Annotated in this window: 12 protein-coding genes; 1 reads left to right on the top strand and 11 read right to left on the bottom strand. The window is 45.9% G+C overall.

Annotation, left to right across the window (positions count from 1 at the left end; all coding sequences use genetic code 11):
- Positions 1-6: 6 nt before the first annotated feature.
- The 3 genes from T546_RS0107315 to T546_RS26325 form a co-directional block, all read right to left on the bottom strand.
- The gene (locus T546_RS0107315) at positions 7-924 is read right to left on the bottom strand and encodes a glycyl-radical enzyme activating protein (RefSeq protein ID WP_026891056.1); all 918 of its coding nucleotides are present in this window, start codon (positions 922-924) and stop codon (positions 7-9) included.
- A 33-nt stretch (positions 925-957) separates the two neighbouring features.
- Positions 958-3,480 carry a glycyl radical protein gene (locus tag T546_RS0107310; protein ID WP_026891055.1) on the bottom strand — a complete coding sequence of 841 codons (2,523 nt, stop codon included), beginning with the start codon at positions 3,478-3,480 and terminating at the stop codon, positions 958-960.
- Between the two features lie 206 nt (positions 3,481-3,686).
- Positions 3,687-3,848: a DUF6783 domain-containing protein gene (locus T546_RS26325; RefSeq protein WP_334291587.1), complete on the bottom strand. Its 162-nt coding sequence runs from the start codon at positions 3,846-3,848 to the stop codon at positions 3,687-3,689.
- A gap of 185 nt (positions 3,849-4,033) precedes the next feature.
- Between T546_RS26325 and T546_RS0107305 the strand changes: the two genes are divergently transcribed.
- The gene (locus T546_RS0107305; RefSeq protein WP_026891054.1) at positions 4,034-4,495 is read left to right on the top strand and encodes a GlcG/HbpS family heme-binding protein; all 462 of its coding nucleotides are present in this window, start codon (positions 4,034-4,036) and stop codon (positions 4,493-4,495) included.
- A gap of 54 nt (positions 4,496-4,549) precedes the next feature.
- Here T546_RS0107305 and T546_RS0107300 read toward each other — a convergent pair whose 3' ends face one another.
- The 8 genes from T546_RS0107300 to glpK all read right to left on the bottom strand — a co-directional run bounded on the left by T546_RS0107300 (position 4,550) and on the right by glpK (position 13,324).
- The gene (locus tag T546_RS0107300; protein ID WP_026891053.1) at positions 4,550-5,434 is read right to left on the bottom strand and encodes a hypothetical protein; all 885 of its coding nucleotides are present in this window, start codon (positions 5,432-5,434) and stop codon (positions 4,550-4,552) included.
- 49 nt (positions 5,435-5,483) lie between these two features.
- Positions 5,484-6,677: an acetate/propionate family kinase gene (locus T546_RS0107295; protein ID WP_026891052.1), complete on the bottom strand. Its 1,194-nt coding sequence runs from the start codon at positions 6,675-6,677 to the stop codon at positions 5,484-5,486.
- Between the two features lie 253 nt (positions 6,678-6,930).
- Positions 6,931-7,830: a fumarylacetoacetate hydrolase family protein gene (locus tag T546_RS0107290; protein ID WP_026891051.1), complete on the bottom strand. Its 900-nt coding sequence runs from the start codon at positions 7,828-7,830 to the stop codon at positions 6,931-6,933.
- A 12-nt stretch (positions 7,831-7,842) separates the two neighbouring features.
- A complete protein-coding gene (locus T546_RS0107285) occupies positions 7,843-8,403 on the bottom strand; it encodes a glycerol-3-phosphate responsive antiterminator (RefSeq protein WP_026891050.1) in 561 nt (186 codons plus the stop codon).
- A 182-nt stretch (positions 8,404-8,585) separates the two neighbouring features.
- The gene (locus T546_RS0107280) at positions 8,586-8,951 is read right to left on the bottom strand and encodes a DUF1667 domain-containing protein (protein WP_026891049.1); all 366 of its coding nucleotides are present in this window, start codon (positions 8,949-8,951) and stop codon (positions 8,586-8,588) included.
- A 1-nt stretch (position 8,952) separates the two neighbouring features.
- Positions 8,953-10,215 (bottom strand): NAD(P)/FAD-dependent oxidoreductase, encoded by a 1,263-nt coding sequence (locus tag T546_RS0107275; RefSeq protein ID WP_026891048.1) that lies wholly within the window; start codon positions 10,213-10,215, stop codon positions 8,953-8,955.
- A complete protein-coding gene (locus tag T546_RS0107270) occupies positions 10,202-11,662 on the bottom strand; it encodes an NAD(P)/FAD-dependent oxidoreductase (protein WP_026891047.1) in 1,461 nt (486 codons plus the stop codon). The genes T546_RS0107275 and T546_RS0107270 overlap by 14 nt, the downstream gene beginning before the upstream one ends.
- 162 nt (positions 11,663-11,824) lie before the next feature.
- On the bottom strand, positions 11,825-13,324 hold the full coding sequence (glpK, locus tag T546_RS0107265) for a glycerol kinase GlpK (RefSeq protein ID WP_024837738.1): 1,500 nt from the start codon (positions 13,322-13,324) through the stop codon (positions 11,825-11,827).
- Positions 13,325-13,517: the final 193 nt, after the last annotated feature.

Raw genomic sequence — 13,517 nt, 5'->3', positions numbered from 1 at the left:
TTGAATTTATCCACCAATTACGCACCGAAAACCGTACTTTTCCACAACTTCCTTGCACTCTGTAAGATCTTCCGGATTCAGTGGCTTTACATGTTCCAGTTCGTACTTCTTCCCTAACAGTTCATATTTGTTCTCTCCAAAGGAATGGTAGGGAAGAAGGTGTATGGTTCTGATACCTGTCAGGGTTTTTGCATATGCTGCAATTTCACCAATTGCTTCCGGGGAATCATTAAAACCTGGAATCACAGGAACCCGGATTACCGTATCTGATATCTGGGTAATATGGGGAGCATTTTTTAACACCACTTCATTGCCTGCTCCCGTATACCGCTTATGCTGTTCCGGGTCCATATGCTTGATATCCAAAAGAACCGTATCTACATATGGGATAACCTGTTCTACCGCTTCCTCCGTTCCGATTCCGGTGGTTTCCATGGCAGTGTTCCAGCCCTGCCCCTTACTGGCCTTTAAAATCTCTGCTGCAAATTCGTACTGCACCAGCGGTTCACCGCCAGAGAGGGTGACTCCCCCTCCGGAACGGCGGTAAGTAGTGGCATCTTTTTTTAATTCCCGTATCACCTGCTGAACGGACATGGTCTTTCCTTTTGAAACAAGGGCTCCTGCCGGACATGCATTGGTACACTCTCCACAGCTGGTGCATGTGTTTCTGTCGATCCAGCTTTCATTTTCCGGGTTGATGGCTCCCACTTTACACACGCTGATACAGCGTCCGCAATGAATGCACTCATCTTTTTTATACATCATGACCGGCTTTATACTCTGGGATTCCGGATTACTGCACCACTGGCAGGAGAGGGGACAACCCTTTAAAAATACGATTGTACGGATTCCCGGACCATCGTGGAGGGAAAACCGCTGGATATCAAATACGGTTCCCGTCAGATTATAATTAATTGACTCCATGCCGACTCCCTTCTTTTTCTATGCCGGAACCCTTTATAACGTCTGCTCGGTACGGCTTATAATGTCATCCTGAACTTCTTTTGCGAGCACGGTAAACTGCGCACTGTAGCCAGCGACTCGGACTACAAGATCCTTATACTGATCCGGGTCCTTCTGAGCCGCAAGAAGAGTATCACGGTCGATTACGTTAAACTGTACATGCATTCCCTTGTGATCAAAGTAAGAGCGTACAATGGAAGCAAAATGCTTTAAACCCTCATCTCCAGCAAGGGCTGATGGAAGGAATTTCTGGTTATATAAGGTTCCGTTTGAATAGTTTGCGTGATCCAGTTTAGCAACAGACATGGCTGCCGCAGTGGGACCATTGGTATCCTTTCCCTGTCTTGGGGATACGCCGTCTGCAAGAGGTGTCTTAGCCAGTCTACCGTCAGGAAGGGCTCCTACATCCTTACCAAACAATACGTTGGCGGATACGGGATAGCATCCTGCCTGGAACTGACCACCTCTTGGGTTTTTGTATTTCTCAACTTCATAAGAATAAATCTGTCCGCAGCGTCTTGCGATCATATCCACTTCGTCTTCATCATTACCAAACCATGGCGTATTCTCAAGAATTCTCTTAATCTGCGCATAGTCCTCTTTGCTGCCTGAAACTTCTTTTTGAGGCTTGCTCAACTGTGCCTGTAAATCAGCAAGATTGATGGAACCGTTATTGCTTAAAATTCTCTTTACTGCTTCATAAATTCTGTCTTCATCCGTGACTTCTGTTGCAGAACAAGTATTGTCACAGCAGTTGCCAAAGTTATGATCAAGAGCTTCTTTTAACTGCTCCATGGTAATCTCTTTATTTTCAAACACGTGCTTCTTGATGGCACAAAGGGAATCTCCTGCATCAGCAACTCCAAACGCCTGAGGTCCGGTAAAGTTATAGATTGCTCCGCCTTCCTGAACACTCTTACCACGACCGATACAGTCATCTACCAAAGCAGATAAGAATGGAAGAGGTGCACGTTCTGCATGGGCATAATCCACACAGTTATCTGCCTCTGCAAGATGGTAAACAAAATACTCCATCTGCTTTTTGTAGGCCTCCAAAAGCTGCTCTAAATTGGTGAAGGAGGTAATATCTCCTGTTACAGGACCTAACTGCTTATCCCCAACTTTTCCGTTATTCAGAGTAATTTCAAGGACCTTTGCAATATTAAAGAATGCAGCATCGTGCCATCCTTCTGTTTTATGAGGGCACTGTGGCTCCACACAACCGATGATACAGTAATTTCTTGCATCTGCTAAGGATACGCCTCTGTTGCAAAGGGCAGGAATAATTACTTCGTCGTTATACATAGCAGGAACACCAAGGCCTAAACGGGTAAGCTCACAAGCACGGTAAAGGAATTCGTCCGGTGTGTTCTGATGCACACGAATGGAGAATGATGGTGCAGGGAGTTTTACATGTGCAACTGCTTCCATACACATATAAGACATTTCATTGGTTGCATCCAGTCCGTCTTCTGTCTGACCGCCAACAATTAAGTTCTGGAATACCGCGTATCCAGCAAATGCCTGGGCAGAAACTTCATCTCTGGTCTTATTGATATCATTTAACTTGACCCATACACAGTCCACCAATTCCTGTGCAAGCTCATGGGAAATGCCTTTATCCATGGCAAGATAGGGATTCATGTACTGATCAAAACGTCCTGGTGAGATGGAATGTCCATTGGCTTCAATCTGAAGCAGAATCTGTACAAACCAGAAGGACTGGCATGCCTCATAAAAGTTAGTCGCACCATGTTCCGGAACCTTGTCACAGTTTGCTGCAATCTGAAGCAGTTCTGCTTTTCTTGCTGCATCGAGACAAACCGCTGCCATCTCTCTTGCTTTTTCTGCATAACGATGTGCGAACTGAGTGGCTGCCGTATATGTAATGATAAGAGCTTCATAGAAATTTTTCTTCTTAATATAATCAGGATCACTGGTATCAAGCTTTGCCATTGCTTCCATGACCTGACGGATAATGCCGGTAAATCCAATTTTTAATACTTTGCCATAATCCACGCATACGTGTCCTACGCCGCCATAGAAATAATTTCCTACAGTAAATACACCATTGCTGATGCAGTCTTTTGTCTCCTGAGACATATAGGAATCTGCCAAGGCACTGGTAGTCTTTCCATCCCAGTACTTAAATGCTTCCTTTAACTCTGCTGCAGTCTCCTTTGGAATCTGGAATGGGTCCGCGATTCTGGTTGCCATGGTATCAAATTCTTTCTCAACCCAATCATAGGAAAATTCAGGGCAGATTTCGGTGGAGCGAAGATTCTTTGTAACTGCACCTACAATCAGTTCATTGTCATGAATGGTGATTGGAAGACTTCTAAAAATCTTCTCCGCTGCCCTTGCTCTCCTCATAATCGGAGACAGCCCTTCCGTCTCTTTATAAGACTCTGTTACTAAAACAGCTCGTTCTGATTCAACATATGGAATTGCATCCACAATAGCTCTTTTCAGTTTTTTTATACGCTCCGTTGGCTCTGTAAACCCTTTTGCAAGCATAAAATATCCTCCTTCTACATAACAAGTTTTTGGCTGATTCCTCTGTCCACATCATATCTCATCCAGGCGAAAACAATGAAATATTATTAAAACATAAAAATTGTACAATCCAGACTTCTTCTATCCTGACCTGATATCCAGGCTTTTTAACCCCTCTCAGATCAAGGCTTAAGGTGCCCAGAACCTTTTGTCTCCTATGCTTCATCTTACCAGGAGGTGTCTAAAACTGATTGTTTCAAGGTGGCGTTACACTTTGTGAGAGATTTGTTACAGATGAAGGCGGCGTAGCGGGCCGCGCCAACTGAATTTGGAGTAAATACACTGCGAAGTGGGACGTGCAGATTGGGGCAATGAACTTTCAGACACACCCTGAAAATGAGACCTGAGATTCCAGTAATCTACAGACTGATTTCATGTATTTTTGAAACCTCCGCTTTTTACATCATCTGTATTGGATTGTCCCTTTTTTCGGATTGTACTGTAATTGAAAGCAAAAGACTTCCCCTATATAATGATGTTAAGTCCATGAAAGTCCCTATAAGGAGGTATTCTTGTGAGTGATTCCCAAATGGCGGGAGAAATTGCAGCGGCTGTCATTGAAGCCTTAAAAAGTGAGCGCATGACTTTAGAAGAGGCTTTAAGTATTATGAAGCGAGGGGAAGAGATGGCCAGGTCACTTCACGTTCCCATGGTCTTTACCGTGGTGGATGACGGAGGAAACATGGTCGCCATGCACCGTATGGACAATTCCCTCCTTGCCGCAATATCGGTTTCCCATGCAAAAGCATATACTGCGGCTGCCCTGCGCATCTCCACCGAAGAAGCGGGCAAGACCGTTCTTCCGGGACAGCCTCTTTACGGTCTCCAGCAGACACACCCCGGAAAATTCTGCGTCTTTGGAGGCGGCGTCCCCTTGACCAGTGGCGGCCGCTTCCTTGGCGGACTAGGTGTGTCAGGTGGCACAACAGAGCAGGATATTGCCGTAGCCAGACACGCTGTGAGCGGCTGCCCATAACGCAAAATAAGCATGACCCGCTGCGCCAGCAGGTCATGCTTATTTTTTTACGGATTACGGTAGGAAAAAACCGTTTCCAAATAATATATTTACTAGAAAGGTGAAGATAAAAATGGTACATGCAGGAGGATCCACATGGGTATCACAATGACTGTTAAATGTCCTTCCCACAAAATCACCAAACAGCGCGGTCAAAATACCAAACAACACTCCCATCAGGGGATTGCCGGAAAGCACTGCCGCTAACGCGGAGACCAGGGCAATGTGATGGGTGGAGGGAACGCCAAAACCTGTCTGGGCAAATATCAAAGAAAGTGCTGCTATTCCAAAACAAAGGACGGGAAAGTTTCCAATCACTGCTTCCGGTGCTCCTGCTGCTGCCATAGTCTGATACACAAACCCAGTGGCAGTCCCGATTCCGGCACCAAGCAGTATCAGGCAGGAAAGCTCTTTTCCTCCTGCAATATAGGTTCTTTTTTCTCCTTGCTCCACCTTTCCCATCAGACCAGTGCTTCCAAATGCAAAACGTGCGATGAGGGCGGATACAATAACCGTAATACCCGGAAGATCCGTATTTAACCGCAGGGCGCCTCCTGCAAGATAATGAACGACAAATCCAAGGACTCCAAACACTCCGCCTACGACGAGGGTCATAGGATCAGACAATCCAAATAGTGGGGTCAATATATCCGTGCCGCTTTTTAAAAGTTTCTTTTTCCCTGCGTAAGCTGCAGCCGCAACTCCGCCTGCAAAGGCAACATGAGGACCCAGATAAGAACCAAATGTAACGTAGCTTAAGGTTGCATCCGCTCCTCCTGCCATTGCCACCGCCGCTCCTGCAAGTGCAAGTACTCCAGTCAGTATAAATGCTGGAAGTGCTCCTAAGTAAGCCCCAATAACGCCTCCGCCAAACGCCCCGATTAAAGCAAAAATACTCATTTCTTTCCTTCTCCTTTTGCTTATTTATTAGTATCCATTGATACATGGATTACTGAACAATAGAAATTGTCTCTCTGGCAATTGCTAATTCTTCATTGGTAGGAATCACTAAGACTGCGACTTTTGAATCAGAGGTAGAGATTAACTGCTCGCTTCCTCTCTTTGAATTCGCCTCTTCATTTAAATCAATTCCTAAAAATGAAAGCTGATTACAGATTTTCTTTCTCATGCTTCCATCATTTTCCCCTACGCCTGCGGTGAACACAATGGCATCGATTCCGCCCATAGCAGCTGCATAGGCTCCAATATATTTTACGACCCGGTATGTAAAGGAATTAAGGGCTGTCTGCGCTCTGTGATTTCCTTCTTCTGCTGCCTTCATAATATCACGAAAATCACTGGATACTCCGGACACCCCAAGAACACCAGATTTTCTGTTTAATACGTCAAGCATCTCAGCAATGGTCAAGTCCTCTTTCATCATGAGGAACTGTATGGCACCAGGATCAATGTCTCCGCTCCTGGTTCCCATTAAGAGTCCTTCTAATGGAGTAAATCCCATGCTTGTATCCACTGATTTTCCATTTTGTACGGCTGAAATACTGGAACCGTTCCCAAGATGACATACAACGATCTTCATGTCCTCATAATTTTTGTTCAGATATTCTGCCGCCCTCATGGAAACATAGCTGTGACTGGTTCCGTGAAATCCATATCTTCGAACCTTGTATTTCTCATAATATTCATATGGAATCCCATAGAGATAAGACATCTCCGGCATGGTCTGATGGAATGCCGTATCAAATACTGCTACCATTGGAGTATCTGGCATCAGCTCTTTGCTGGCACGAATACCGGTGAGACTGGCCGGATTATGAAGGGGAGCTAATGCACAGCACTCTTCAATGGCTTTTAATGTCTCCTCTGTGATGAGCGCGGAGGATGTGAAAATCTCTCCTCCATGGGCCACTCTGTGTCCCACGGCACCCACTTCGTTTAAACTCTTTATGATACCCGACTGCTCATCGGTAAGCAATTTCTGCATCATTTTAACTGCTTCTTTGTGCGTGGGCATAGAAGCTTCCATCACACTCTTTTCTTCGCCCTTTCTCTGGTACGTGACCATGCTTCCTTCAATTCCAATCCGTTCACAAAGTCCAATTGCCATCACTTCCTCTGATTCCGTCTTAATTAACTGGAATTTAAGGGAAGAGCTTCCGCAGTTAATTACCAATGTGTACATAATGTTCCTCCTGCCTCGTTCATCTACCTGTTCTTTCAGACAGGAACATTATAACATCATGATCACCGGCACAAGGTGCATTATACAGACAGAAAACCAGTAAAATACATACCAGTTGCATGCCTCCATATAGAAAAAAATCCTCCAATTTAGATCATTTACATTTTATCGGTAATCGTCTGATTGTTCTAAACAATTATGATTTTCGTAAACATCCTTATTGGAGGATTTTAAAGTAAACGTACTCTCTTTGTTAAACTACTTTATTAATGATGGAACCGATGCCCTCGATCTTACATTCCACTTCATCTCCGACCTGTAGAAACTTAGGAGGTTCAAATCCCATTCCAACTCCCTTAGGAGTTCCGGTGGAGATAATGGTTCCCGCCCGAAGAGTCATTCCCTTTGATAATTCACTGATAATCTGATCAATGTGAAAGATCATAAGCTTTGTGTTGCTGTCCTGTCTTAGCTCTCCGTTTACCTTAGACTGAATGGTAAGCTCCGGAGGATAGGAAAGGGATGCTGCCGTCAAAATGCAAGGACCCATAGGCGTAAAACCGTCAAGGCTCTTTCCAAAATACCACTGTTTGTGCTTATTCTGCACGTTGCGGGCGCTCACATCGTTTATGATGGTGTAACCAAAGATATAATCTCTGGCTTTTTCTGCCGGTACATTTTTCGCGTCTTTTCCAATGATCACGGCCAGCTCTGCCTCATAATCCAGGCTATCCACCATATCGCTGTGGCTTTCTATGTCTCCGTAAGGACCAACGGCCTCATTCACCCGTTTGGAGAAATAAACCGCATTGGCGCGTGTTCCATCGAATTGTTCTTTTTTAAAGCGTGCGGATTCCTCAGCATGTTCCATGTAATTGATCCCCAGACAGATGATATCCTGCTCTGGTCTGCAGATTGGAGCCATAAGCTTTACTTCTTTTCTCATAGCAGCTCCCACAATGTTGTTGCTGTATGGGTCTAGCCCGGAAGCATGCTCCAGTAAATCAAGTTCTGACTGGCTCAGTCCTTTTACAACCTCCAGCATCTCCTTGTACTCCATACCAAAAGCCCTGAGAGGAAAGACCCATGTCTCATCCTTACTCATGACCCCGATATCTCTTCTCCGGTCAACCTCGTATGTAACTAATTTCATTGCATCCTCCTTTTACATGAACCATAACTCTTCCTTGGTAGTGGAGATTGCATCCGCACCTGCGGAAAAAGCCGCAATAATATCCTTTTTATCAGATATCAGCCCGCCTGCAATAATGGGAATATTTGTATAGGCACGAATCTCTTTTAACACCTTGGGCATGACACCAGGCATCACTTCAACTACATCGGGATGGAAGGTATCAATCTGCTTCTTCATGGTGCTCATGGCAAGAGAATCTATGATAAAGGTTCTCTGTACCCCGATTAAGCCAAGCTCTACGGCCCGCTTCACCAAAAGAGGTTTTGTACTGATAATCCCATCTGCGAAGGTATTCTGCTTAAAAAAATCCACAGCAATTTCCTTGGAGCTTAATCCCTGGGCCAGATCCGCATGTACAATCGCATACTTTCCGTGTTCTTTTATCTGCCGTACGATTCCACCGATATTAATAATATTTCCATACAGGACAAATACCATCTGGCAGTCTGATTCAAAGCATTTATGAAGTCCGTTTTCATCCTTAACCGCTGCAATTACTGGAGATGTCTCCAACAGTTCCATTGCTTTCATCAATATTCCTCCACACCCACAAAATATGGATCTTGTTCTACTTTATCAATCCTTTCCCCCACCGTCAAGGCTATTTTTGACCTTTGCCCATTTTCTTTGGAAATAAAAGCCCCGGCAAGAGGAAGAATTGGTCAAAAATCACTCATTTCTTCCTGTGCCTGCCGGGTATTTTCTCGGTCGCTTTATGATTTCGTATCTACATTCCTGGTTGCCACGATGGATACGCCGGTCCCGGCGCAGTCCTTAATGATTACATCGCCGATGGCAACCGGCGCATTGACTGTAACCTTACGGATTTCTTCCATGCAGTCAAAGATTTTATCCTTTGGAATATCCTGGCTGGTCTTAACGGAGACCATGATGTGCTCTCCTCCCTTGACGCGAACAGAGGAGGTGACCATTCTGGTGGGGCTTAAGACTTCCTTTTTCCCGTATTCAATTCCCCGGTTACAGGAATTGCCTGTTACGCTAATCTCATTTTCTTCTATGGTAACCTTCAGCTGACATCCAAGTGGGCAGCGGATACAGGTCAGTTCTCTCGTCTCCATGTTATTCCACCTCCGTACAGATCACGATTTTTTTAAGTTCTGGAAATTCACTTAAGCTTTCCTTCTTTATAATAACCTGTTCCATCTCACCAGGGGCCAGCACCCGTTTCTTTTTGTGGGATACCCGCTCCCCGTCGTAATAAACGCTGATGTAACGATCCTTATAAACATCAGCCACACGGAACCTTACGGTGATCTGATCTTTCATGTGCTCTGTATCAAGCCTTTGAGGTACGGTATAACGAACCCCTTGTTCCGCCGCTATTTCCACAAAATCAGTCCTGGTTTTCTGCCCAATCGTTACAAAGGAAGCCGCACTGACACCTGCCATGGCTGCCTCCTCCGATACATAGTCAACAAGGTCATGGACATGAAGCACGTTGCCGCAGGCAAAAATGCCTTCTGCGCTGGTCTCCAGGCTGTCATCTACCAGTGGGCCCAAAGTCACAGGGTTTAAATCTACCCCGGCACTTCTGGAAAGCTCATTTTCCGGTAAAAGGCCAACGGAAAGAAGTAAGGTATCACAGCTTATGGTTTCCTCTGTTCCTGGAATGGGACGGCGGTTTTCATCTACCTTCGCAAGAGTGACACCGGTGACCCGTTCTTTTCCCTGGATATCCACTATGGTGTGGCTTAATTTCAGTGGAATTCCATAGTCATCAAGGCACTGGACAATATTTCTCTTTAAGCCGCCGGAATATGGCATCAGCTCTGCCACCACCTTTACCTTGGCTCCCTCTAAGGTCATACGCCTTGCCATAATAAGGCCGATATCACCGGAACCAAGAATGACTACTTCTTTTCCTACAGTTTTGCCTTCCATGTTCACAAAGCGCTGGGCGGTTCCTGCGGAATAGATTCCTGCCGGACGGTAGCCAGGTATATTAAGGGCTCCTCTTGGGCGCTCTCTGCAGCCCATGGCCAATATGATAGCACGTGCCTTAATTACCGTAAGACCTTCTTCCCGGTTGATGATTGTCACTTCTTTGTCCTTATTAATATCGAGTACCATGGTATTTAAAAGATAAGGGATGTTCTCAGCCTCTACCATATCAATAAAGCGGGCGGCATATTCCGGGCCGGTCAGCTCTTCTTTAAAGGTATGAAGTCCAAAGCCGTTGTGAATGCACTGGTTTAAGATTCCTCCTAAGACTCCGTCCCTCTCCAGAATGAGGATATCTTGGATTCCTTCTTTTCTGGCTGCGACGGCTGCTGCAAGGCCTGCCGGACCTCCTCCTATGATTACAATGTCATGCTCTCTCATTTGCTGCGCCTCCCTCTTCCTTTTCAAGCATATTGGAACCTGGCCGGTTCTTACAGATGTCTTCGATGTCTCTGCCAGTCTCTCTTGCCAGAATTTCCATGGTCTTAGGCCCGCAAAATCCTGCCTGACACCGTCCCATGCCTGCACGTACCCTGCGCTTGATTCCGTCCAGGGAAACAGCTCCCAGAGTACGGGTAATGGAATCTACGATCTCTCCTTCACTGACGCCTTCACAGCGGCAGATAATGGTACCATATCTTGGATCTTCTTTGATTAACTTACTCCGTTCTTCCAAAGTCAGCTTTCTTGTATCAATGATTCCCTTACGGATAGGATTAAAGTCGGCTTTCTTTTTTGCACCGGTTTTTTCTGCCACCAGCTCAGCAACATAGACTCCAATGGCAGGAGCGCTGGTAAGCCCTGGGGATTCAATGCCAGCCGCATCAAAAAATCCAGGGGCATCTTTTACTTCACCAATAACGAAATCGTTGCCCACCTCATGAGCTCTTAAGCCGGAAAAGGAGGTGATGACCTGACGAAATGGGATATTCTTAACGCCAAACGCTGCCTTTGTTAAAATATCGGAAAGCTCCCCTGCCGTAGTGCTTACATCTTCCTTGCTTTCCACATCAGAAGCCGTAGGCCCAGCAAGAAGGTTTCCGTGAACCGTAGGAGTGACAAGGACTCCTTTACCCATCTTTCCTGGAAGCTGGAAAATCGTGTGGGATACATGGGTTCCTGCTTCTTTATCAAGAAGAAGGTAATCTCCCTTTCTAGGGATAATGGTAAGCTTTTCTTCACTGACCATGTTGTGGAACTCATCTGCATATACGCCAGCCGCATTGATGACGTAGGTGGCATGGATGATTCCTTCGTTTGTCGTTAAATCATAACCCTCAGAGGTCTTTTCAATGCCAGTCACCTCTGTGTTCAAAAGAAATTCCACCCCGTTGTCACAGGCATTTTCTGCCAGGGCAATAGTAAGGCCAAACGGACAGACGATGCCGCCAGTGGGCGCATAGAGTGCCCCTACCACCTGTTCTGTAACATTAGGCTCCATCTTACGGACTTCATCTCCTGACAGGATAGAAAGCCCCTCTACGCCGTTTTGAACCCCTTTTTCATAGAGTTCCTCTAATCCCTTCCTATCCTCTTCTGAAAAGCAGAGCACAAGGGAACCATTCTTTATAAAGGAAAAATCAAGCTCCTTAGAAAGTTCTTCCATCATGCGATTGCCTTCCAGGTTAAACTTTGCCTTTAAGGATCCGGGGTATGCGTCAAATCCCGCATGGACGATGGCGCTGTTTGCCTTTGACGTACCGGAACAGACATCCTCCTCCCGATCCGCCACACAGATTTTCATGTCATAACGGGCCAGCTCTCTTGCGATTGCCGATCCGATGACGCCGCCGCCGATAATTGCCGCATCGTAATGCATTTCCTTCATGTTTTCTCCTCCATATGCCCAATGAATATTCATTTTTGAATGTAAAAAAGAGCAAGGAAAATAAACGGATTAATCCGTGTTATCTCCTTACTCTCTCGTCTCAAAGGTTTGTTATTTAATTAATTTCATGCTATCACAGGTAAGACCCGGTGTCAAGTGTTTCTAATCCTCGTCCTGAGACCAGATAAGGGCGCATTTAATGGCTTTTTTCCAGCCTTTGATCCGTTTTTTCCGGCACTCTTCCTCCATCTGGGTTTCAAAGACCTTTGATACCTTCCAGTTCTTTTTAATTTCCTCTTTGTCCTTCCAGTATCCTACTGCAAGACCTGCTAAGTAGGCAGCTCCAAGAGCTGTGGTCTCAATACATTCCGGTCTTAAAATCTGTGTGTTTAATAAGTCGGACTGGAACTGCATCAAAAAGTTGTTGGCACAGGCACCTCCATCTACCTTTAACTGCTTTAAGTGAATCTCAGAATCCTGCTCCATGGCTTCGATTACGTCGGATACCTGATAAGCCATAGATTCCACGGTGGCGCGGATGAACTGTTCCTTGCTGGTACCTCTGGTGACCCCTACTATGGTTCCTCTGGCATACTGGTCCCAGTATGGGGCGCCAAGGCCTGCAAAGGCAGGGACCATGTAAACGCCGCCGGTATCCTCTACCGCCCGGCAGTATTCCTCTGTCTGAGCCGCAGACCGTACCATTCTCATCTCGTCCCTGAGCCACTGGACAGCGGCTCCAGCTACAAAGACACTGCCCTCCAGAGCGTACTGAATCTGTTCCTGGTCGCTGGCTGCGATGGTGGTAAGGAGTCCGTGTTCGGAACGAACGGCCTTTTCTCCCGTATTCATAAGTAAGAAACAACCGGTTCCATAGGTATTTTTAACTTCTCCTGCTTCAAAGCAGCACTGGCCGAAAAGGGCCGCCTGCTGGTCTCCGGCTGCTCCGGCAATGGGGATCTTTCCGCCCATGACATCGGATGAGGTATAGCCATACACGCAGCTTGATGGTTTTACATCCGGCAGCATGGATTTTGGTATTCTGAAATAATTTAAAATGTCCTCGTCCCAGCATTTTTTATGAATGTCATAAAGCATGGTTCTGGAGGCATTGGTATAATCGGTTACGTGAATGCATCCCTTAGTCAGGTTCCAGATCAGCCATGTATCCACGGTACCAAACAGAAGCTCCCCACGCTCTGCCCGTTCCCTGGCCCCCTCTACATGGTCCAGAATCCATTCAATCTTGCTTCCGGAAAAATAAGCATCCGGAATCAGTCCGGTCCGGTCGATGATAAGACTCTCCAGGCCATCCTCCTTTAGACGTTCAATTCTGTCGGAGGTTCTTCTGCACTGCCAGACAATGGCATGGTAGACGGGCTCCCCTGTCTCTTTATCCCATACGATGGTGGTCTCTCTCTGATTGGTGATACCAATGGCAGCAATATCGCTGTTATGGGCACCAATCTTTCCCATGGCTTCCATGGTCACAGAAAGCTGTGAGGACCAGATTTCCATGGGATCGTGCTCGACCCAGCCTGGCTTTGGAAAAATCTGTGTAAACTCCTTTTGTGCTACACTGCAGATGTTTCCCTGTTCATCAAACAAGATACATCTGGAGCTTGTGGTACCCTGATCCAGGGCAATAACGTAACTTCCCATATTAACTTCCCCTTCCAATTACACCTTTTTTTGCCTGTCTGTTAAAAATTTCTCAAGCAGCAAAGAAAGAGCCTCGGAAATGAACGGTTCCCCGCACTCATCACCTGGCTCTTTCATCTCTTAGGCTATTTATTAATATATTTTAAATAGTAACATGACCCGTATATGATGTCAAGTTTTAAGAGCGTTATTT

Origin of the sequence: [Clostridium] aerotolerans DSM 5434 (assembly GCF_000687555.1) — a bacterium.
Taxonomy (GTDB): Bacteria; Bacillota; Clostridia; order Lachnospirales; family Lachnospiraceae; genus Lacrimispora; species Lacrimispora aerotolerans.
The sequence above is the reverse complement of the archived record's forward strand: the minus strand, read 5'-3'. Positions and strand labels throughout refer to the sequence as shown.

What these genes read in the sequence shown, in the direction of transcription:
- T546_RS0107315 (WP_026891056.1), bottom strand. Translation starts at nt 924, where the DNA reads ATGGAGTCAATTAATTATAATCTGACGGGAACCGTATTTGATATCCAG.
- T546_RS0107310 (WP_026891055.1), bottom strand. Translation starts at nt 3,480, where the DNA reads ATGCTTGCAAAAGGGTTTACAGAGCCAACGGAGCGTATAAAAAAACTG.
- T546_RS0107300 (WP_026891053.1), bottom strand. Translation starts at nt 5,434, where the DNA reads ATGAGTATTTTTGCTTTAATCGGGGCGTTTGGCGGAGGCGTTATTGGG.
- T546_RS0107295 (WP_026891052.1), bottom strand. Translation starts at nt 6,677, where the DNA reads ATGTACACATTGGTAATTAACTGCGGAAGCTCTTCCCTTAAATTCCAG.
- T546_RS0107290 (WP_026891051.1), bottom strand. Translation starts at nt 7,830, where the DNA reads ATGAAATTAGTTACATACGAGGTTGACCGGAGAAGAGATATCGGGGTC.
- T546_RS0107285 (WP_026891050.1), bottom strand. Translation starts at nt 8,403, where the DNA reads ATGAAAGCAATGGAACTGTTGGAGACATCTCCAGTAATTGCAGCGGTT.
- T546_RS0107280 (WP_026891049.1), bottom strand. Translation starts at nt 8,951, where the DNA reads ATGGAGACGAGAGAACTGACCTGTATCCGCTGCCCACTTGGATGTCAG.
- T546_RS0107275 (WP_026891048.1), bottom strand. Translation starts at nt 10,215, where the DNA reads ATGAGAGAGCATGACATTGTAATCATAGGAGGAGGTCCGGCAGGCCTT.
- T546_RS0107270 (WP_026891047.1), bottom strand. Translation starts at nt 11,662, where the DNA reads ATGAAGGAAATGCATTACGATGCGGCAATTATCGGCGGCGGCGTCATC.
- glpK (WP_024837738.1), bottom strand. Translation starts at nt 13,324, where the DNA reads ATGGGAAGTTACGTTATTGCCCTGGATCAGGGTACCACAAGCTCCAGA.